Here is a 19,984-nt window from a genome sequence, read left to right as displayed (position 1 = left end):
ATTGCCTTAAAAGCGGTATTTGAGATGCCTTTACACTTTGAGATCAGGGATCAGCGTGAGCTGTCGAAAGGCTGGTTCTTCGCTGATGAACCCCCAGGCTTCGAATACACCGGGATCAGGATGAGTGATGCGTTGTTTTTGCATGTTCTGTTCCAGCCGAAAGCCTTCTCGGGCCATGCGGCGCATCAAACTTGCAGCCTCTTCAAAACGGGAAGCCATGGCTTCAAGGCTTGCGCAGTCGCTTGTGAGACCAGCCTCTTTCCAGGTGAAGTAACTCATTTTCTTAATACACCAGATTGATGGTGATGACGACTGGGTGTTTGAAGCTTTGAGGTTCGGTAGACCACATTTGGTATTGGGTTGGTATGGATTTTTCTCGTTGGCAGTTTTGCTGTGTTAGCAGGGCAACCATTATCTGCGGAGAAACCGTACAGACTGAGAGAGGCTGTTCTCAATAAGTACGGCATAATTGAGAATCGCTGGCTTTTGGCCCCATTGGCTTTGTTTGCGCCAGCAAAACGCGCACTTTGCTTGATAAGACTTGGATTTTAGTGAGTTAAGGATGCTGCTCCGTGAGGTGCTGCCTTCGGGGGTGTGTGCTTGATAAGCCTCAAAGGAAGCAAGGCCAATGTGTAAACAAGGAAAGGGATGTAGAACTTTGGATCCTCACGCGTGTGTCCAACGTAGGTGAGCAGAAAGACGGTCCAAAGCCAGTGGCTGCCAATCAAATGAAGTCTCTTCCAATTTTTCATACCCATCCATTGCTGGGCTCGATCAGTGGAAGTCAAGGCCATCAGGAAAATAAACACATAACCAATGCCACCGAAAATCCACTTTCCCATCGGCTGATCTTCGAGAAAAGGCTCTGGGAAGTTTAAAGAGATCAACACAATCAGGATGAGGTGAATGAAGTGTGAGGCTGCAAAGCTCAGTCCGATGTAGCGTCTGTTGTGAAGAGTCCAGGTCGTTAAAGGTGTTTTCCAGAGGGAATAGACACTCGAAGCGGTAAAGGCAATGGAGAAGAGAAATAGAGAGCTTCTACCGGTGTAATCAATGCCTGCCGTGATCGTTTCGGCACTCCATCCGCTCAAAACGAAAAAGATGGCAAGCATCAGAAGGATAATGCCAGCGACCCAAGCAGTGATACTCCAGCCCTGTAGTTTCATGACCTTCATTTCGGTATTGATATTCTGGAACTGATACGAGTTGCTGGCAAGAAGTGAGTTTAAAAGTGCATCTTTATTTCTTATAGAAGTAACTCATGGCAGCACTTATGTAGTGGGGCGTAATAGCAGACCCAGCAGCACTAAGCCTCCAGTGATCAACCAAAATCTTCGTACCACCATTTGCTCGTCGGCACCTCCGATTTCATAGTGGTGGTGAAGCGGGGCCATGCGGAACACGCGTCGTCCAACTCCGTCAGGTCCTTTGGTGGCTTTGAACACCCATACCTGAATAATCACAGAAAGGGATTCAGCCAAGAACACACCACCCATGATCAATAGCGGCCAGAGGCTGTTGGAGAGGATTGCGACTCCACTCAAGGCGGCCCCCATTGCTAGTGAGCCTGTGTCGCCCATGAACACTTGGGCTGGGTTGCGGTTGTGCATCAGGAAACCGAGCCAGGCGCCTGCCATTGCCATGCAGAAGCCAGCCATTACAGGATTGCCATCATTGCCTCTGAGCATCAGTTGTACGGCTAGTCCAGTGAAGACAAGCGCCCCGCAGCCACTGGCTAGCCCATCGAGTCCGTCGGTGAGATTGGTGGCGTTGCTTTCCGCTAGGAACACAAACAGTGCTAGTGGCCAGATCATTAATCCCATCTCGATGGACATGCCAAGGGGCAGGGCGATGCTGGAGTCGATCCAGTGTTGCCAGCCCGCCCAAGCGAGAAAGATCAGACCGGCTGCGGCTTGAAGTAGAAGTTTTCCCCGAGGGGTAAGACCAGTGTTGGTTCCGCGCGTGAGACTGCGCCAGTCGTCGAAGCCACCGATCACCATGTAAGCCAGGGTGATGCCTGCCAGAGCTAGCAGCTGCTCACTGCTTTCGCCATTCACACTGACGAAACTCCCGATGATGAGCCCCACTGGCACGACTAGCAGCCCACCCATGGTTGGTGTGCCAGATTTGCGCTGATGAGTCTGTGGTCCGTCTTCTCGAATCACTTGCCCCATTTTTAGGGCCCTTAACTTTGGGATGCCCCAGCTTGCGATCAGCACTGAAATCAGTGTTGAAAGCATCAACGGCAAGCTGAGCAGACTGTTGGCTATTAAGCGGTCCGATGTGAAGCTTGCAGCAAAGATAACGATCCCCAGCAAGCTTGCGGACGTTGCCCCTTTAGTCCACCACCTTTGGGTATCCGTATCAGCCAAGGGCTTCGGAGAATTGCTCACGTCAGGGCTTGATTGGCGGTGCGTAATGAAGTGAGCAGGCTTCTTCGGTTTGAGAAAATGGCTATTCTTCCCAGTTTTCTTCTGTTTGCTCGTCGTCGGCTTTGTAATCTTCTTTTTCTCCCATCAAGGCCGAAAGCTCCTCTTCCTCTACTGTGCTGACCTCTGGTGAGGTGGATTCTTCATCGGCGACTAGCCTTCCACTTGCTTCGAGCCAACTCAACAGATCTGGCTCTTCGCGTAGTGGCAAAACTGGGGCAGGTTCTGTTCTTCTATAGCGCGTAAGAGCAGGATTGATGCCGTCGAGTGCGCTCAGGTCAATCTTATTGAGGGCGCTCATTTGTGAAGAGACAGACCAATCCGACAACATAGTTCATTGACTTCCTTTACTCAGGTGTTTTTTTCTTCCAAGCTGATTTTGATGGCTCTTGCCTGGGGCTTAGCGCTACTACTCAGCCTTGGCTTGCGGTTTTGGGGTCTGTTACATCCTGAGCCTTTTTTGATTCGGCCCCTCCTGGTGGCGTTTTTGCTCTTTGCTCCTGCGGTTGGCCTCGGTATTTGGGTCATGCGGGTGGGATTTCTTACGGCTGATTCCGGGTCTTTGGTCAACGGGAAGGGAGAATCTTTGAATTGTGATTCGGAGTCCAGTTGATGGGGCGTGCGAAGAAGGTGGTGCTTGCTTATTCCGGTGGTGTTGACACCAGCGTTTGCATCCCATACCTCAAGCATGAATGGGGGGTAGACGAGGTGATCACCTTCGCTGCCGATTTAGGTCAGGGCGATGAGCTTGACCCCATCCGCCTTAAGGCTCTTGATGCTGGTGCTAGTCAGTCTCTGGTGGGAGATTTGATTGAGCCTTTTGTTGAAGAGTTTGCTTTGCCGGCGATTCGTGCCAATGCTCTTTACGAAGGCCGTTATCCACTGTCTACGGCTTTGGCGCGCCCCCTGATTGCTCGTCGGTTGGTAGAGGTTGCCAGGGAGGTGGGGGCCGATGCGGTGGCTCATGGCTGTACCGGTAAAGGCAACGATCAGGTGCGTTTTGATTTGGCCATTGCAGCACTAGCACCTGATCTCAAGGTGCTAACTCCCGCTCGGGAATGGAGCATGAGCAGAGAGGAGGCGATCGCCTATGGCGAACGCTGTGGGATTCCTGCCCCCGTGAGTAAGAAATCGCCTTATTCGATTGATCTGAATCTGTTGGGTCGGAGTATTGAAGCGGGTCCTCTTGAAGATCCGATGGTGGCTCCGCCCGAGGAGGTCTTTGCCATGACCTCCTCGATTGACGCTGCACCCTCTCAGGCTCAGGACATGGAGATCAGTTTTGAAGCTGGTAATCCCGTGGCTATTGATGGGGTGCGACTTGATTCGGTGGGTTTGATCAAGGAGGCGAATCGTCTTGCTGGACGGCATGGTTTCGGTCGCCTTGACATCATTGAGAATCGGGTGGTTGGTATCAAGAGTCGGGAGATTTATGAAACTCCAGGGTTACTTTTATTGATTCGTGCTCATCAGGAATTGGAGAGTTTGACACTTGCTGCGGATGTGTTGCGCATGAAGCGTCAATTGGAGATGCAATGGGCTGATCTGGTCTATCAGGGTCTTTGGTTTTCGCCTTTGAAGGATGCTCTGGATGGATTCATGGATCGCACTCAGATTTATGTGAATGGCTTGGTGCGGATTCGTCTTCATAAAGGCAATGCCATGGTGATTGGCCGGAGCTCTGACACCAACAGCTTGTATATATCTGAGATGGCTACCTATGGCAGCGAGGACAACTTTGACCACAGGGCTGCTGAAGGATTTATCTACATCTGGGGACTTCCAAGTCGCCTTTGGGCAGCAGCTCGGCGAGGCTAAGTTGTGATCTTTTGATTAGTCTGCTTGTGGAGATTGTCCTCTGCCTCCAAGCCATCTTGTGCGAAGCAGGGAAGGCACTCTTAATGGGTGAGGCTCCTCCAGCATGATTGACTCAGTTTGAATAGCAGTGTTTTGAGTATGTGTTAGTAGGCGATAGCGCTCTAGTAGGGGGATTAGTCGTTGTTGAAATTTTCGTTCGAAAATATCAGGGAGTTCTTTTAGTAGTGCTTCGTATTCCTGGACTTGATCCTTAAGGTCTTGGATTTGACTTTTAAGTAGATCTTGTTGGTCATAAGGATTTTCTTTGCAGTTAGATCTGATCTCAGCCTTGGTTAGCAGCAACTTGGCTGTTGATTGCCTCCATTGTTGGATGGCATCACGTCTGGTTATTTTTTTATTTTCTTGTTGTGTTTCCTGTTTCTTCCAAATTGGAAGAGGGGTCTGATGGTCCTGATGGGCAGCGCGCATGGCAGAAAGCTAACGCCAAGCAGCTTTTTCAACAATGGTGTTGATCAGGCTTCTACGGCTGCGGCTTCCTGCTCTTGTACTGGCTCAGGCTCACTCCCGGGGACGATTCTGGGAGCGGGTAGAGGACCTTCCTGCTTCACAGTTAGGTAGCGAATCACGTCTTCACTGATGCGCATGGCTTTTTCCAGCACGGCCACTTGTTGTCCATTGCCGTTGTGGCTTAGCTGCACATAGATGCCTTCCTTGTGATTTGAGATTGGATAGGCCAGGCGTCGCTTGCCACGCATTTGATTGTCGAGGACCTCTGCCCCAGCTTCAGTCACCAACTCGCGGTACTTGGTGACATGGGTTTCTACTTCCTCTTCCGGGATGTCCGGCCGGAGGATGTACATGGTTTCGTAATAAGGTTGTTGACTCATGAGGTGTTCCGACAGGGACTTAAAGGCTCACGGCAGTGAGCGACGGAGCGACCAGCCTATCCCTTTGGGGTCAGTGTTTTAGTAGAGCTGCATGCGAACGGCTTGGCTGATACCTGGCAGGTCTGGTTCACGTCCTCTTAAGCATTCGATTAGCGCGAAAATCACGATGGCAAGCATTGCCACCAGCACAGTGCTGGTTAGCGTGCGCAGCATGAAAGCACCACTAAGAGGTTGTAGAAGGATTTGGAAGGCATAGCCCAGCAGCACGACAACAATGTCTACTAGTAGTGCTTGCAGTGTGTTGAAGCGAAGAAAATAGGGAACTTTAGGGTTCCTTACAACGGCAAGAAATAGCAAGAAAAATATGAGCAGGCTTCCGAACGGGATCCCTTGTTCCAGCATCATTAAGGGTAGGGCTGGAAGTGCAAGCAATTCAAGCAATGGAAATTGCATAAATAAACTTCGCCCAAATGGAATGGTGTCGCTCCAAGGGAGCATGTAAATCAGCACTCCCAGCAACCGTTGCCAGATAGGGATCAGCATGGGGGTCAGATCACTGCTATGACGCTAAACCGTGAGCCAGCCCAGAGCAGCTTTTCTCATCTCTTCGACAGGCACCTGATTGTTGCCGCTCCAGAGCCTTAGAGAGGCAGCGCCTTGTTGAATAAGCATTTCGAGGCCATCTATGCAATGGCAGCCATGTTCAGTTCCTAAGGTCAGCCAGGCGGTTGGTTTTGGTGTGTAAATCAGGTCATAGAGAGTTGTCTTTGGGCTTAGGTTTTGCCAAATTTTCTTTCCCAGCGGCATTGGCGCTCTAGGAGTTGATGTTTCCGAACGGTTTTGGGACATGCCTACTGGTGTGGTGTTGACCACCAGATCGGCTTTGGTTAGCTGTTCAACCAGAGCATGGTCATCTTGGAGAATTCCTTGCAAGAGCACTTGGTAATCAGATTCGGAGCTGGCTGGGTTGGGCTTGAGATCATCGAGAAATCTCTTCAGCGCATCAGATCGGCGGCCAACCACCATGATTTGAGCCAATTTTAAATCTTGCAGACCTGCAACGACTGCTCGGGCGCTACCACCGCAACCGAGCACGACTGCACGACGCCCATGCCACTCGCACTTGCTTTCTTGAAGGGGTGCAATGAAACCGGCCACGTCTGTGTTGGTGCCTGTCCAGCCGCCGTCGGCATGAGGGATCAGAGTGTTGACGGCTTTAAGTCGTTTTGCTAATGGGCTGAGCTCTCGACAGGCTTTGGCCACGTCTTGTTTGTGGGGGATGGTGATGTTCAGTCCAAGGCAGTTGATCGAACGCAGAGCGCAGAGCACATTGGCGAGATCGTTGGTTTCGCAGGGCATGGCCATGTAGCACCAGTCGAGATTCATTGCAGCGAGGGCTGCGTTTTGCATCACCGGTGAGAGGGAATGGTGCACTGGTTGGCCGAGCAGGCCTATTAGGGAGGTTGTGCCGCTAATCATTCCCATTGCTTGATCGGTTCTGTGCCCAGCCTGCCGGGCGAGCTGTTCGGGAACCACACCTCGCCTCTAAGTGGCCTCACTGCCGAGGATGCACCTGTTCAAGACAGAGATCTTTAGGAGGTCGGCACGAATGGGAAAGGTTGTTGGCATTGACCTTGGAACCACGAACAGTTGTGTCGCCGTAATGGAGGGTGGCAAGCCCGTCGTGATTGCTAACGCTGAAGGGTTTAGAACAACTCCCTCCGTGGTCGCATATACCAAAAATCAGGATCAGTTGGTTGGCCAGATCGCCAAGCGCCAAGCGGTGATGAACACTGATAACACCTTTTATTCAGCGAAGCGCTTCGTTGGTCGTCGCGTTGATGAGGTGAACGAAGAGTCGAAGGAAGTGAGCTATGAGGTTGAGAAGTCTGGCTCTAATGTGAGGTTGAAATGCCCCGTTCTCGATAAGCAGTTTTCCCCTGAGGAAGTGAGTGCTCAGGTGTTGCGCAAGTTAGCTGAGGACGCTGGTAAGTATCTCGGTGAGAACGTAACCCAGGCCGTGATCACGGTGCCTGCGTATTTCAATGACTCACAAAGACAGGCCACCAAGGATGCCGGCAAAATAGCTGGCTTGGAGGTGCTGCGCATCATTAACGAGCCAACCGCGGCTGCGTTGGCGTATGGCCTCGACAAGAAGAGCAATGAGCGCATTCTGGTGTTTGACCTGGGTGGTGGAACCTTTGATGTGTCTGTGCTTGAGGTAGGTGATGGTGTTTTTGAGGTTCTATCTACCTCTGGTGACACTCATCTAGGCGGAGATGATTTCGATAAAGTGATTGTTGATCATCTTGCTGCAACTTTTAAGGCTAATGAAGGTATTGATCTGCGTCAGGATAAGCAGGCTCTTCAGCGCCTAACTGAGGCGGCAGAGAAAGCCAAGATCGAGCTTTCCAGTGCTACGCAAAGTGAGATCAACCTGCCATTTATTACTGCTACTTCTGAGGGGCCTAAGCATCTCGATCTAACTCTGACACGTGCCAAATTTGAGGAATTGGCTTCAAAGCTGATTGATCGTTGTCGCGTACCTGTGGAGCAGGCTCTTAAGGACGCCAAACTCTCTTCTGGCGAACTTGACGAAATCGTGATGGTGGGCGGTTCCAGCCGCATGCCTGCAGTTCAGGAACTTGTGAAGAGGGTTACGGGTAAAGATCCCAATCAGACTGTCAATCCTGATGAGGTTGTTGCAGTAGGGGCTGCCATACAGGGCGGGGTATTGGCTGGTGAAGTTAAGGACATCTTGCTGCTTGACGTCACCCCTCTCTCCTTGGGTGTGGAGACTCTTGGTGGCGTGATGACCAAGATGATTACGCGTAATACGACTGTTCCTACGAAGAAGTCGGAAACGTATTCCACGGCGGTTGATGGTCAAACCAATGTGGAGATTCACGTTCTTCAGGGTGAACGTGAGATGGCTTCTGATAATAAGAGCTTGGGAACATTCCGTCTTGATGGAATTCCTCCTGCCCCTCGTGGTGTTCCTCAGATTGAGGTGACCTTTGATATTGATGCTAACGGCATTCTTAGTGTTAATGCCAAGGATAAGGGTAGCGGTAAGGAGCAAAGCATTTCGATTACTGGTGCTTCAACCCTCTCTGAAAATGAGGTGGAGAAGATGGTTAAGGATGCTGAGACCAATGCCTCAGCTGATAAAGAAAAGCGTGAGCGCATTGACATTAAGAACCAGGCTGAGACTCTTGTTTATCAGGCGGAAAAGCAGCTCGGAGAGTTGGCTGACAAGGTAGATGCTGATTCAAAGGCAAAGGTGGAAGATAAGCGCGTCAAGCTTAAGGCTGCCATTGAGAAAGATGACTTTGATACGATGAAGTCACTATTGGAGGAACTGCAGCAGGAGCTTTATACCTTAGGGGCTTCTGTTTATCAGCAGGCTGGTGCTGCTGCCGCAGAAGCCGGCGCTGATGCTGGCGCGGCTGGTGCTGATGCTGGTGATTCCAGTAGTGGTGATGATGTGATTGACGCAGAATTTACTGAGTCGAAGTGATGTGATAGTTGGCTTGTTGATGTCATAAAGCATGCAAATCATGCTTTATGACATCAACAAGTTTTGGTTAATATTGGCCTTGTTTTTGATATATGGTTAGCTTATATAGCATCAATGCTTTTATCCTTTCATTGGCTAAGAATGGATCAAGAAACGAAGGATTGTTTGGATTTTATTGATCAGCGATTAAACTTGATTAGGGTTGACTTGAATGAGTGTATGTCTTATTTAAAGACGCCTGCCCCTGTTTAAAATAGTGACATCTCTTTTAGGTTTATGCTTGACTAGCATTGGTAATTAGCGGCAGCTGCTACATCACCATGGGCTGGCATGACAAAATATTCTCTGGAAAGACTGAAGATCCAATATTTATAAAATAGGTCAAATGACTTCTCTCCTTGAGAAAGAATTATATTGATTAGATGATCAAGTTTGAGGGCTGATTTTTTCCATGCATGAGTTGACTTGAGAGGTAAGATTCTGGTGGAGGTTGGTGGTGTGCTGTCCAATGATCTTTTGTTTGATTGTTTTGGAGTAGTCAACTCAATCAATATTGAGCCACATTATTACAACAATTTAGCCGATGGACATGCCTATTCTGATCAATATGAATCTGATGATAGGAAGAGCCACCTTCTGCAATGCTGAATACATTGCTACTTCGCTATTAGTTAGCGATAGGATCGATCGAATCAATCTTTTTAATGCTTGCTTGGAGTATCTCAATGATTTGACGGTAGCACTTGAGCCTTGCTACTAGCGTTTGAAGAGTTGAGGAACTCTTTATTGATATTCTCCCCTAGCCACTTATATTTTTTGCAAAGTAACCCTTGTGTGATCCTGCTACATTCTAAATTTCTTGAAAAACTTCTAGGGTTTTACTCCTTGCTTAAAAGGATCAAAGCAGAACACTTATTAAAGGAGGAATTGTTGTTTCTAAGGAGATTCAGTAGTTTTTAGTAAATGTTAATTTTAATCGAATTCCTAATCATTTGATTTACGAAGACTACGAGCAGAATCTGCCCAAAATATCATTTCTAGCCTTGGAATTATACGGTTAATAGAGCTGCAATCTTTCAATGTATTATACCCATTAAGTTGCGGAAATACGAAGCCCAAATCCTTTGATTAGCAATCTTAAGATGAGTGGATTTAGGACTCATTGATTGAAACTATAAGTTTTTATGTGTGGGCATTCATCGGCCACGTTTAGGGTAAATCAAAGCCTTTATGCCCTTCCCTTTCAGTGATCTTGACGTTTCAATCTAAATTTATCGAAGCAAGGACTTGCTGGCAATGACTGCTGCATATGAATTTCTAATGAACTTTTCCGACTTGTTGATGCGGATTCCACTGTCTTCTGGCAGGGATCTGTGTTATATCTTGAATGATAGGAAATTCTATTTGCCCCAAATTTATGGAAACCCTTGGAACCATTTTCGCTTTTCTGCTGGCCGTAGTTCCAGTTGGTCTGTTATTACACTTTTATGCCAGGCACCGAGATAAAGAGATAACTCTGAATTGAAATTTCTTGCTTTAATTCTTCAGCATCATGTAGTTTCACCATCTATAAAGCGGGTGCCTCTGACGCATTGAGTAGGTTTAAAAAGCGTTTTAGGCACTTCGTCAATTTAGATGGACACTGGCTTCTCGAGGAATTCAGAGAATTAAAGTACGCGTCAACAGGCTCATAGAGAGCTGTTTTACGTAGCTAACTCGTGTTCTTTGGACCCCTTGTTCTTAGATGAATGAAAATTGATCAAGAGTCAAGTCAAGATCTTGTTTCATTAGTGAGTTGCTCTTTTACCCATGCAGCGCTGGCCGGGGCGAGCAAGACCCCATTTCTGTAATGGCCTGTAGCCACGATTAGTCCGGGCTCAAGTTTTTCTAAAAGAGGTGCTGGACGTTCGACTGGTCTAGCGCGCAATCCATGCCATTGGTCTTTCACAGTCGCGCTGTCTAACCAATCCGGGGCATCTCCCTCGAGATGTTTCATGGCCTTTAGGTAGCTCGATAGTGGTTGCACTCCTGGCTCGAGAGTGGCACCTATCCAGATCTGATTGGGTCCGTGAGGGATCAGGTTGATGCCATGGCTCACGAGTACGGCAGGCCAGCCTGTCCAATTGTGCTGATCTGAGATCAGCTCTAGATCTAGTACTTGTCCAAGCACAGGGGTCATGGGAAGACTGTGGCCTAGTGGTTCCAGCAGGGCTTCGCTGCTAAGTGCTGCACAGATCACGACAGCGTCTTGGTTCAAATTCGTTCCTCCTGCAAGTTGAAGGCGCCACTGTTTTTGTTCGACAGATGAACTTCGTTCCAGCGAGACGACGGGCTCTTGGATCTGTTGTACGCCTTCGTCTTGTAGGGCGGCCCGTAGGCATTTTTGTAGGGCGATTGGGTCTACATAACCGTCTTGATGAGAGATCAGGCCCCCATGTTGTGTGTTTGGCCATGATCGGCCCATGCAGGGATTCGAGTTTGGTGAGATCAGCTCAAGGCCGAGATGATGCCGTTGTTCTGTGAGTTGCTTCATCAGGGTGGCTTCTGTTTCGCTACTCGCAAGTTGAATCAGAGGTGTGTTTAGCTCGAGTGGATTCTCTTTACTGCTCAGTTCTGCAATCCACTCTGGCCAGAGGGCCATGCTGTGTTGTCGGAGTCGCCAGGCTCGTCCACTGCTACGCCTGAAAACATGCCCCATGAGTACCCCTAGCGAAGCAGTTGTTCCCGGGAGGGTCCCTGATCTGTTAATCGGTTGACCCAGTTTTGGATCAATCAGCATCACTTGGTGGCCATGCTTGGCTAAATACCAGGCGGTGCCAGCGCCAACAGCACCGGCGCCAATGATTGCAACGGTGTAAGCAGTCATTCTTGATATTGACGAGCGATGCATCTCACTTTGAGGTGTTCTTGGTGCTGACGTTCGTCAAGACAGAATGAGTTTTTGCAATCAGGTTGCGTGAGTTCCCCTATTGGTGCTGTATGGAATTCTTACGGTTGCAAGCTTCGTGTGATCCTGCAGCTCATCTGTCCAGATCGGCCTGCTTTGGTGAGTGAGTTGTCGGGATGGGTGGCTGTTAATGGAGGCAATATTCTTCATGCTGATCACCATACGGATGTTGGGGCTGGACTGTTTCTGAGCAGGATCGAATTTGGGATTGAGGGCTTCGGATTGCCTCGAGAGGCGATAGCACCGGCTATGAATGCCCTGGCAGGTCGCCTCGGGGGTCAGGCGCAAGTGCATTTTTCGGATGAGATTCCTCGGGTGGCGATCTTCGCCAGCAAGCAGAGTCACTGTCTGTTGGATCTGCTTTGGCGCACTCGCAGTGGTGAGTTGCCGATGCAGGTGCCGCTCGTGATTGCAAACCACTCTGAATTGGAGCCCTTATGCAGGGAGTTTGGTGTTTGTTTTGAGTGTGTTCCTATGACGCCTGTCAGCAAGCCTGAGGCGGAGCAAACCATGCTGGATTTGTTGACTGAGCATCGGATTGAGCTAGTTGTGTTGGCCAAGTACATGCAGGTCCTTAGTGGTGCTTTTCTAGAGCGTTTTCCCACCGTGATTAATATTCATCATTCCTTCCTGCCGGCTTTTAAGGGGGCACAGCCCTATCACAGGGCCTGGGATCGTGGGGTGAAGCTGATTGGGGCTACCGCCCATTACGTCACTGAGGATCTGGATGATGGACCGATTATTGAGCAGACCATCGAGCATGTAAATCATCGTGATGAGGTGGAGGATTTGATCCGTAAAGGACGTGATACAGAACGTCTCGCTTTGGCAAGGGCTTTGAGATTGCATCTTTGTCGCCAGGTGATGGTCTATCGCGGTAGGACCGCTGTTTTTGCATGACGGTGTTGGCTTGGATGGCTCGATGTCGCCCTGCTGCTGCGACCTCAATTGGTTGGTTTGTTTTCCAGTTGGGGCTTTTTTTGTTGCCTTCCAGTGCATTGTTGGCAGGCCTGTTGCTGCTTACGGCCCTGGTGCTTGGTAGTTGTCAGCGACAGCAACCGTTTTGGCGCGATCCCTGGAATTGGCCTTTGCTGATTGCCGCACTGTTGATGGTGGTTGGTTGCGTTCAGGCCTTTTCGGGTGGACGTGCTTGGGTTGGTCTGGGGAATTGGTTGCCTTTCTTTTGGGCTTTTTGGGGTTTTCAGCCTTATTTAGTTAGTGATGAAGCCCGACGACGTTGTGCCCTTTGGCTTGTCGCTGGCACTTTGCCTGTGGTGATTACTGGTCTCGGGCAGCTCTGGTGGGGATGGCAGGGACCATGGCAATTGTTCGGTGGCTTAATCGTCTGGTTCATGGCTCCAGGCGGGGAGCCTACTGGCCGATTATCTGGTCTGTTTGATTACGCAAATATTGCTGGAGCCTGGTTGGCGTTGGTTTGGCCATTTTGTTTGGCAGCTCTGCTTCAGCCTGCCCTCAGTCGTTTTCAACGCAGTGTGGCTTTGGGGGTAGCTATTGCTGTTGTGGCTGCATTGGTTCTCACCGATTCACGTAATGCTTGGGGAGGGTTGATGTTGGCGATTCCCTTCGTTTTTGGGCCCGCGAGATGGCCCTGGTTGTTGCCGTTGATGGTGTTAGCGCTGTTGCCAGTGACCCTTGCAGTATTACCAGGCAGTCCTTCAGGTTTGCAGCAGTGGGCACGCACGGTTGTGCCTGAGGGTATTTGGGCGCGTCTTAATGACATGCGCTATATCCAGGATCGTGAGTTGATGTCAACTCGCATGAGTCAGTGGCGCGTGGCGCTGCAGCTCATTGAGACTCGTCCCTGGCTGGGTTGGGGGGCGGCTGCTTTTTCAGTGCTCTATCCGTTGCGGACTGGTCAGTGGCATGGCCATGCCCATAACCTTCCTCTTGAACTTGCTGTGAGCCACGGGCTACCCGTGGCTCTGCTAGTGGTGGGAACTGTTTTAGCCCTCTTGATCACAGTCTTGCGTCGTGGTGTGTTGACTGGTGGAGTATTGATAAGCCGTGGTTTGAGTAGCACGGTTTTTGACCGTGCTTGGTGGACGGCAAGTTTGATCCTGGTGGTGATGCACGCTACTGATATGCCTTTCTTTGACAGTCGGCTCAACATTGCCGGCTGGATTCTTTTGGCTGGATTGCGTTGCATCATTCTTCCCCAGCAGGCACTCCAACATGCTCGTTCAGGGCTTGATGATGATGTTGGATGAGTTGCTTTTGGTTGAGGGGCCCTTCTAGATGGGTCCAGGGAAGTGTTCGTGATAGATCCCATGTTTCATGCACCACTTCTTCCCAGGCGGGTGGGCGGGGCAGGGGCATGGCTTGTTCAGTGGTTGCATTGAGATCCCCTTCCCGTGCTGCTCTGTAGGCCTTTCTCCAGCTGCCCAGTTTGTTGTGTGAGCCCCGGACAGATGCAATCACCGGGGCGAGGCGACGGTCACTGCGTGACAGAAGAGCCTGGATCGTGCTCCATCCGAAGCTTTCCGGTCGCACCTCAATGCCTTTTGGTTTCAGTTGTTTTGCTAGTTGTTTGAGTCGTTTTTCCGCTTTGCGGTTGATCCCGTGCCATTGAAAGGGAGTATGAGCTTTAGGGACAAAGGTGCTGACTCCCAGAGTGAGGCGTAAGCCTGGGGTTGTTTTTTTGAGGTTCAGTAACAGATTGCTCGTGTCGTCTATATCGGAGTCTTCTTCGGTAGGTAGTCCAACCATGCCGTAGAGCTTTAGGCCACTGAGGCCGCCTTCAAACGCATATTTGGCAGCCGCAAAAATTTCTTCTTGAGCAAGCTTTTTATTGATCATTGCGCGAATGCGCTCGCTGCCGCTTTCGATGGCAATTGTGAGTGATTTACTGCCGCGGCGGTTCAGGATCCTGGTCAATTCTGAGTTCACTGTGGCTGCCCGTACGGAGCTAACGCTGAGGCGGATGTCGTTGAAGCGATCTTTGTCTAACCATTGCAGTAGCTCACCAAATTGAGGGTGTTGGGTAACAGAGGCGCCGAGTAGTCCAAGTCTCTTAGTGGCGGTGAGTCCTTTCTCAATGGCAGGGATGAGTCCATCGTCTAAGGATGGACTGCGGAAGGGCAGTGTGAGATAGCTGGCAAGACAGAATCGGCAAAGTTCTGGGCAGCTGCGCACCACCTCAACCATATGGATGTTTGGCCAGGCAGCATCTGGCGTGATCACTTTGGAATGAGTGAGGGTGTTGCCGCGCCAGGTTTGCTTCGCGATTGAGGGGGGTAAGCCAGATTCGATCGGCTTTACTGTCAGCAGGGTGTCGTCAGCGTCGTAGATCGGTTCATAGAACCTTGGTACATAGACACCTGGAATCTTTGCCAGAGCTCGCAGGCGATCAGTTCGTGGCAACTGTTGCACTTGTTGGAGCGTATCGATGAAGGCTGGTAAAAGTTCTTCCCCGTCTCCCAACAACACCACATCGAAAAATGGCGCTAGGGGTTCGGGGTTAGCTGTGAGTACAGGTCCACCACCAAAAACAATCGGGTTGTTTTCTCCGCGTTGATGGCTCCATAGCGGTATGCGTTGTTGCTCAAGTAGATCCAGTAGTACCGGACCATCCAGTTCCCAGCTCAGGGAGAGTCCGAACAGGTCGCATGTGCGATGGGGGATGTCCCCTTGATCGGTGAATAAGCGCCTTACATCGATGTCCTCACGTTTAGCGAGGGCGGCCCAGATCACTTGATATCCCAGACTGGTAATTCCTACGCTGTAGCTGCTGGGGAAGGCCAGCACGGCTCGCAGCGCTCCGGGGTTGGGAATGGCTGGAGTGAATAGGAGGGTTTCCTTGTTCAGGACGGCAACCTTGGCAGCATATGTTCATCCTCAAGAGGCTATTGGCATCGGGTGCGAAATCCCTGATGCACTTCAATAAATCAATGATTCAGGAATCAGCTATTCATCATTGGGTTAACTGAGCTTGTTTGATTATATGTTTTGATCTGCCAGCTGTCTTTAGTAAATTCCTTGCCTCACTTTATATTGATGGAGTAACAATTTAGATAACTACCTGCCTCTGAGGCGTCTAGCCGATTGTGATATTTAAGGGCATTATGGATTGGCTTGCTGGCTTCAGTGGCAAATATTTATGAGCCTTATTATGCAGGGTTTTGCAGATTATGAGAATTTAAATAGCATGAGCCGCCTTTATTCTTGCCCTAAAATTTTCCCTAGTGGATGGATTTAGGCTGTCTGCAAATTATCCAGTTTATTTAGATATTGCAAGCAGTAGATTGCTTCTTTTGATTGGTTACTCTTTGTATTCCATTGTGATTTGTCTTTCATAGATTGAGTGTTCATTAAAGAGGCGAGCGACGAGAAAGCTTGATAGGCATGCCACTAGAATTGGTTTGAGGATTAGCAAATCTTTTGTTAGTGCGAAGGCTAAAAACATGGCTGTGATAGGTGTGCGTGAGCAGCTGGCTACGAACGCTCCCATGCCTGCAAAAATGAAGGTACTGGGTGCGTGGCCAGTGAGCATTTCTGCCCAGTCTCCACAGGCCAGGCCGATTGCTCCTCCTAGGGTCAGCATCGGCACAAATAAGCCTCCTGGTGCTCCTGAGGCAGCTGCTAGCCCGGTAGTGAAAAACAGCACGACGAACGTGCTGAGTGCCATGAGGGGACCAGCTTCTCCTCCACCGACGAGATCTTGGAGGTTATCCAAATTCCCAAAGCTCTCAGGAAGAGCTGCATAAACCCCTCCGAGTACACCACCACTTAGCACCATCTTTAAAACGAGTCGATTGCCGAACCAGGTTTTACCTTTGCGTTGCATCGCTAGGACGTAGCGACAGTAAAACTCCGCTAAGACTCCCGTAACCAAACCAAGGGCGATTAGGTAGCCCAGGTCGATTGGTAGAAAGTGCACTAGAGGTGTGTATTCACGTTCCAGTTGAAAGCCCACGCCTTTGCTAAGACTTCCAGCTGATGGACTTAGCCCTAGAAATCCGAACACATCTGCCCAAGTATCAGCCCAGAAGGTGGTGACAACCACCAGCAGCAAGACTGCAGGTTTTGCAGAATGAAGTAGCTCTTCAATGACGTAAACAAAGCCTCCAATTGGCGCACTGAAAATAGCGGCTAGACCTGCCCCCCCACCAGCAGCGACAATGACTCGGCGAAAGGCGATTGGTGCCTTTAACCATTGAGCAAATTTCCAAGCGACAGAGCCTCCCATTTGCACTGCTGGTCCTTCTGGACCAAGTGGAAAACCACTGCCGATGGCTATAACTCCTGCGACTAGCTTGACCAGCCCAACCCTCAATCCCATTGGTACGGATCGATGGCGTAAAAATGCAATGATGTGGCTTACCCCTGAACCGCTCGCAGAGGGGGCTAGACCGGAAACAAGCAACCCAGAAATCAAGCCTCCTGTGGCACCAAGGGCTGGTAGAACGATCCAGGATGGAAGAAGCTCAAGAAGTTGGAATCGCCACTTGGCCAGGCTATAGATACCAGCTTTGAAAAGTACTCCTGTGAGGGCAGCTCCAAGGCCCGTAAGCATCAGAGCCAGCACAACCACAAACCAGCGCTGTTCTAAGAGTTTGCGGATGCTGGGATTGGACTGCATCAGATTTTGTTGCTGGTTTAGATCATTCGGCATGGGCATTGGTGGCTGAAAACTCTGCAAGAACTTCTGCTTGTATGTCGTTACTTACCACGCGCCCTTGATCTGCAAAGCCATCAATTTGGTTGAAATTTAGATAGCGATAAAGCTCTGTTGAGAGGGGATTAATTTTTTCTGTAGCGATCGAAAGGTATTCTTTTGGTGTAGGGATTCTGCCTAGTAAGGCACATACTGCTGCTAACTCAGCGCTGCCTAAATAGACCTGGGCTCCTTTGCCTAGTCGATTATTGAAGTTTCGAGTGCTAGTCGAGAAAACGGTTGTGTTGTCTTCCACGCGTGCTTGATTGCCCATACATAATGAACAACCAGGCATTTCCATGCGGCTCCCTGCAGCTTCGAAGATGCTGTAATACCCCTCTTCTTGAAGCATGGCTTCATCCATTCTTGTTGGTGGGCAAACCCATAGGCGAGCTTTGCTTTTACCAGACCCTTCAAGAATTTTTGCGGCAGCTCTGTAGTGGCCGATGTTGGTCATACAGGAGCCTATAAAGACTTCCTGCACTGGATTGTTTGCAACCTCACTGAGCAGCTTGACGTTGTCGGGATCGTTGGGACAGGCCAGTACGGGTTCTTTGAGTTCGTCGAGGTTGATATTGATGATTTCGGCATACTCTGCGTTTTCATCAGCGCTAATTAATTCTGGCTTTGCCAGCCAAGCTTCCATGGCTTTGATGCGCCTTGCCAGGGTGCGAGCATCCTGATAACCGCGGGCAATCATGTTTTTTAGCAATGCAATATTGCTGCGAAGATATTCAGCAACCGTTGATTCAGAGAGTTTGATCGTGCAGCCAGCGCAGGAACGTTCAGCAGTGGCATCGGTTAGTTCAAAGGCTTGCTCCAGCTTCAGATCAGGTAATCCTTCGATTTCCATGATTTTGCCGTTAAAGACATTGAGTTTGTTGGCTTTTTCTACGCTGAGTAGACCTTCTTGAATCGCGACCAAGGGGATGGCATTGACGACGTCACGCAGTGTGATGCCGCTCTGCAGTGAGCCGCTGAAACGAACGAGTACAGATTCCGGCATGTCTAGGGGCATGGCACCGATGGCTGCAGCAAAAGCCACCACGCCAGAACCTCCGGGGAAAGAAATGCCTAAGGGGAAACGAGTGTGGCTATCGCCGCCTGTTCCCACTGTGTCTGGCAGAAGCATGCGGTTCAGCCAGCTGTGGATGATCCCATCGCCTGGATGAAGTGCTATCCCACCACGTTGGGAGAAGAAATCGGGAAGTTCTTTCTGGGTTTGTAGATCTACAGGCTTCGGGTAGGCAGCGGTGTGGCAGAAGCTTTGCATCACTAGATCTGCTGCAAATCCCAGGCAGGCGAGCTCCTTCATTTCGTCCCGGGTCATTGGTCCAGTTGTGTCTTGGCTGCCTACAGTTGTCATCAGCGGTTCGCAACTTGTCCCAGGTCGTATTCCTTCGAGACCACATGCAAGACCAACGATTTTTTGGGCCTGGGTATACCCCTTGCCCGTTTCAGGAGTATCTCCAGGGCGTACGAATAGATCGGATGTTGACAGTCCAAATTGAGAACGCACTTTGTCGGTCAGTGCTCTGCCGATCAGTAGGGAGATACGCCCACCCGCGCGCACTTCGTCGCTGATGGTGATGGGTTTGAGCTTGAAGTGAGCCACGATTTCGCCTGCTTTAGCTTCGCCGAAGGCCCGTTCGATGGTGCCGGCATGTGGACGGATGGTGATTACATCGCCGCTTTGGAGCTCGCTGACATCACATTCAATTGGCAGGGCGCCGGAGTCTTCCGCTGTGTTGAAGAAAATGGGAGCGATTTTGCCGCCAAGGATGACGCCGCCGGATCGCTTGTTAGGTACATAAGGGATATCGGCTCCTATGTGCCAAAGCACCGAATTGATTGCTGATTTGCGAGAACTGCCCGTACCCACCACATCGCCCACGTAGGCAATGGGATGGCCTTTTGCCTTCAGACTGACGATCTTGGCAAGGGCATTGGGATCCCGTGTTTCCAGCATGGCCAGAGCATGCAGGGGGATGTCTGGTCGTGTGGTGGCATGGGTGGCTGGAGATAGATCGTCGGTATTGGTTTCACCATCAACTTTGAAGACGGTGACTGTGATCTCTTTGGCTAAGACTGGTTTGGAGGTGAACCATTCAGCGGCGGCCCAGCTTTCTACAACTTGTTTGGCAAAGCGATTGGTTTCAGCTAGCTCGATGACGTCATGGACAGCGTCGTAGACGAGCAGGATGCGACTCAGGCCTGTAGCGGCGCATTCAGCTAGCTCGTGGTCATTGTGTTGAAGCAGCTCAATCAGAGCTGCAACGTTGTACCCCCCAATCATCGTGCTTAGCAGTTTTGTGGCTTCTAAGGGAGTAATGAGTGGGCTCTTGTTGTTTCCCTGGGCAATAGCACTCAGCCAGGTGGCTTTCACGTAGGCCGCTTCATCGACTCCTGGAGGGATGCGTTCACGCAGTAGGTACAGAAGTTCAGAGGATTCTCCTGCTGGGGGATTCTGCAAAAGCAAGGTGAGCGCTTGGGTTTGCTCGGCAGTGAGGGGCAGGGGAGGGATGCCCTGGGCTTCACGTTCGGCGGCGATCTGGCGATAAGCACTCAGCATGCGTGTGCTTCCTCTGTAGTGGTGATGTTCTTTCTATTGTTCTTTGCCGTCGAGCTCTCCTGGAAGGGGATCGATATTGAAATGCAATTACCTGATGCTGCCACCTTGTTGGTTTCCTAGCCTGGGTTGTCATGAAT

General features: G+C 50.2%; 17 protein-coding genes. 5 read left to right on the top strand and 12 right to left on the bottom strand.

All coding sequences use genetic code 11. From position 1 onward, the window contains the following. Window positions 1–30 precede the first annotated feature (30 nt). From EV12_RS09805 to EV12_RS09790, 4 genes are all read right to left on the bottom strand, one after another. The gene (locus tag EV12_RS09805) at window positions 31–279 is read right to left on the bottom strand and encodes a hypothetical protein (protein ID WP_036914913.1); all 249 of its coding nucleotides are present in this window, start codon (window positions 277–279) and stop codon (window positions 31–33) included. Between the two features lie 269 nt (window positions 280–548). Then, window positions 549–1,175 (bottom strand): ferric reductase-like transmembrane domain-containing protein, encoded by a 627-nt coding sequence (locus tag EV12_RS09800; RefSeq protein ID WP_036914911.1) that lies wholly within the window; start codon window positions 1,173–1,175, stop codon window positions 549–551. Between the two features lie 96 nt (window positions 1,176–1,271). Next, complete coding sequence (gene mraY / locus EV12_RS09795; RefSeq protein ID WP_036914910.1) at window positions 1,272–2,393, bottom strand: phospho-N-acetylmuramoyl-pentapeptide-transferase; 1,122 nt, start codon at window positions 2,391–2,393, stop codon at window positions 1,272–1,274. A gap of 61 nt (window positions 2,394–2,454) precedes the next feature. Further along, window positions 2,455–2,730, bottom strand: a complete 276-nt coding sequence (locus tag EV12_RS09790; RefSeq protein ID WP_036914908.1) for a DUF3134 domain-containing protein — start codon at window positions 2,728–2,730, stop codon at window positions 2,455–2,457. A gap of 81 nt (window positions 2,731–2,811) precedes the next feature. On the opposite strand from EV12_RS09790, the gene EV12_RS09785 reads away from it, so the two are divergent. Next, window positions 2,812–3,042 carry a hypothetical protein gene (locus EV12_RS09785; protein WP_241466589.1) on the top strand — a complete coding sequence of 77 codons (231 nt, stop codon included), beginning with the start codon at window positions 2,812–2,814 and terminating at the stop codon, window positions 3,040–3,042. Then, window positions 3,042–4,247: an argininosuccinate synthase gene (locus tag EV12_RS09780; RefSeq protein WP_036914906.1), complete on the top strand. Its 1,206-nt coding sequence runs from the start codon at window positions 3,042–3,044 to the stop codon at window positions 4,245–4,247. The genes EV12_RS09785 and EV12_RS09780 overlap by 1 nt, the downstream gene beginning before the upstream one ends. 15 nt (window positions 4,248–4,262) lie before the next feature. On the opposite strand, the gene EV12_RS09775 is transcribed toward EV12_RS09780, so the two are convergent. The 4 genes from EV12_RS09775 to EV12_RS09760 all read right to left on the bottom strand — a co-directional run bounded on the left by EV12_RS09775 (window position 4,263) and on the right by EV12_RS09760 (window position 6,613). Then, entirely contained in the window at window positions 4,263–4,715 is a 453-nt protein-coding gene (locus EV12_RS09775; protein WP_036914905.1) for a hypothetical protein, read from the bottom strand. A gap of 44 nt (window positions 4,716–4,759) precedes the next feature. After that, complete coding sequence (rpsF, locus tag EV12_RS09770) at window positions 4,760–5,134, bottom strand: 30S ribosomal protein S6 (RefSeq protein WP_036914904.1); 375 nt, start codon at window positions 5,132–5,134, stop codon at window positions 4,760–4,762. A gap of 78 nt (window positions 5,135–5,212) precedes the next feature. Beyond that, window positions 5,213–5,677, bottom strand: a complete 465-nt coding sequence (locus EV12_RS09765) for a Tic20 family protein (RefSeq protein WP_036914903.1) — start codon at window positions 5,675–5,677, stop codon at window positions 5,213–5,215. 24 nt (window positions 5,678–5,701) lie between these two features. Then, window positions 5,702–6,613 (bottom strand): shikimate dehydrogenase, encoded by a 912-nt coding sequence (locus EV12_RS09760; RefSeq protein WP_036914964.1) that lies wholly within the window; start codon window positions 6,611–6,613, stop codon window positions 5,702–5,704. Between the two features lie 130 nt (window positions 6,614–6,743). Between EV12_RS09760 and dnaK the strand changes: the two genes are divergently transcribed. Next, window positions 6,744–8,654 (top strand): molecular chaperone DnaK, encoded by a 1,911-nt coding sequence (dnaK, locus tag EV12_RS09755; RefSeq protein WP_036914902.1) that lies wholly within the window; start codon window positions 6,744–6,746, stop codon window positions 8,652–8,654. 1,771 nt (window positions 8,655–10,425) lie between these two features. Here the strand turns inward: dnaK and EV12_RS09745 are convergent. Then, complete coding sequence (locus EV12_RS09745) at window positions 10,426–11,544, bottom strand: NAD(P)/FAD-dependent oxidoreductase (RefSeq protein ID WP_036914899.1); 1,119 nt, start codon at window positions 11,542–11,544, stop codon at window positions 10,426–10,428. A gap of 66 nt (window positions 11,545–11,610) precedes the next feature. On the opposite strand from EV12_RS09745, the gene purU reads away from it, so the two are divergent. Beyond that, window positions 11,611–12,501 carry a formyltetrahydrofolate deformylase gene (gene purU, locus EV12_RS09740; protein WP_241466590.1) on the top strand — a complete coding sequence of 297 codons (891 nt, stop codon included), beginning with the start codon at window positions 11,611–11,613 and terminating at the stop codon, window positions 12,499–12,501. Continuing rightward, complete coding sequence (locus tag EV12_RS09735) at window positions 12,498–13,829, top strand: O-antigen ligase family protein (protein WP_052039570.1); 1,332 nt, start codon at window positions 12,498–12,500, stop codon at window positions 13,827–13,829. Before purU ends, EV12_RS09735 begins: the two co-directional genes overlap by 4 nt. Here EV12_RS09735 and EV12_RS09730 read toward each other — a convergent pair. The 3 genes from EV12_RS09730 to acnB form a co-directional block, all read right to left on the bottom strand. Next, entirely contained in the window at window positions 13,768–15,366 is a 1,599-nt protein-coding gene (locus EV12_RS09730) for a B12-binding domain-containing radical SAM protein (protein WP_036914898.1), read from the bottom strand. The genes EV12_RS09735 and EV12_RS09730 overlap by 62 nt on opposite strands. A gap of 514 nt (window positions 15,367–15,880) precedes the next feature. Continuing rightward, window positions 15,881–17,239: a ClC family H(+)/Cl(-) exchange transporter gene (locus EV12_RS09725; RefSeq protein ID WP_036914897.1), complete on the bottom strand. Its 1,359-nt coding sequence runs from the start codon at window positions 17,237–17,239 to the stop codon at window positions 15,881–15,883. Beyond that, window positions 17,223–19,847, bottom strand: coding sequence for a bifunctional aconitate hydratase 2/2-methylisocitrate dehydratase (gene acnB, locus EV12_RS09720; RefSeq protein ID WP_036914895.1), 2,625 nt, complete (start codon window positions 19,845–19,847; stop codon window positions 17,223–17,225). The genes EV12_RS09725 and acnB overlap by 17 nt, the downstream gene beginning before the upstream one ends. Window positions 19,848–19,984 lie beyond the last annotated feature (137 nt).

The sequence above is a fragment of the Prochlorococcus sp. MIT 0701 genome (genome assembly GCF_000760295.1).
Taxonomy (GTDB): domain Bacteria; phylum Cyanobacteriota; class Cyanobacteriia; order PCC-6307; family Cyanobiaceae; genus Prochlorococcus.
The sequence above is the reverse complement of the archived record's forward strand: the minus strand, read 5'-3'. Positions and strand labels throughout refer to the sequence as shown.

What these genes read in the sequence shown, in the direction of transcription:
- EV12_RS09780 (WP_036914906.1), top strand. Translation starts at nt 3,042, where the DNA reads ATGGGGCGTGCGAAGAAGGTGGTGCTTGCTTATTCCGGTGGTGTTGAC.
- EV12_RS09760 (WP_036914964.1), bottom strand. Translation starts at nt 6,613, where the DNA reads ATGATTAGCGGCACAACCTCCCTAATAGGCCTGCTCGGCCAACCAGTG.
- EV12_RS09735 (WP_052039570.1), top strand. Translation starts at nt 12,498, where the DNA reads ATGACGGTGTTGGCTTGGATGGCTCGATGTCGCCCTGCTGCTGCGACC.
- EV12_RS09765 (WP_036914903.1), bottom strand. Translation starts at nt 5,677, where the DNA reads ATGCTGATCCCTATCTGGCAACGGTTGCTGGGAGTGCTGATTTACATG.
- EV12_RS09775 (WP_036914905.1), bottom strand. Translation starts at nt 4,715, where the DNA reads ATGCGCGCTGCCCATCAGGACCATCAGACCCCTCTTCCAATTTGGAAG.
- EV12_RS09800 (WP_036914911.1), bottom strand. Translation starts at nt 1,175, where the DNA reads ATGAAGGTCATGAAACTACAGGGCTGGAGTATCACTGCTTGGGTCGCT.
- EV12_RS09745 (WP_036914899.1), bottom strand. Translation starts at nt 11,544, where the DNA reads ATGCATCGCTCGTCAATATCAAGAATGACTGCTTACACCGTTGCAATC.
- EV12_RS09725 (WP_036914897.1), bottom strand. Translation starts at nt 17,239, where the DNA reads ATGCCCATGCCGAATGATCTAAACCAGCAACAAAATCTGATGCAGTCC.
- acnB (WP_036914895.1), bottom strand. Translation starts at nt 19,847, where the DNA reads ATGCTGAGTGCTTATCGCCAGATCGCCGCCGAACGTGAAGCCCAGGGC.
- rpsF (WP_036914904.1), bottom strand. Translation starts at nt 5,134, where the DNA reads ATGAGTCAACAACCTTATTACGAAACCATGTACATCCTCCGGCCGGAC.
- EV12_RS09805 (WP_036914913.1), bottom strand. Translation starts at nt 279, where the DNA reads ATGAGTTACTTCACCTGGAAAGAGGCTGGTCTCACAAGCGACTGCGCA.
- dnaK (WP_036914902.1), top strand. Translation starts at nt 6,744, where the DNA reads ATGGGAAAGGTTGTTGGCATTGACCTTGGAACCACGAACAGTTGTGTC.
- EV12_RS09790 (WP_036914908.1), bottom strand. Translation starts at nt 2,730, where the DNA reads ATGAGCGCCCTCAATAAGATTGACCTGAGCGCACTCGACGGCATCAAT.
- EV12_RS09785 (WP_241466589.1), top strand. Translation starts at nt 2,812, where the DNA reads ATGGCTCTTGCCTGGGGCTTAGCGCTACTACTCAGCCTTGGCTTGCGG.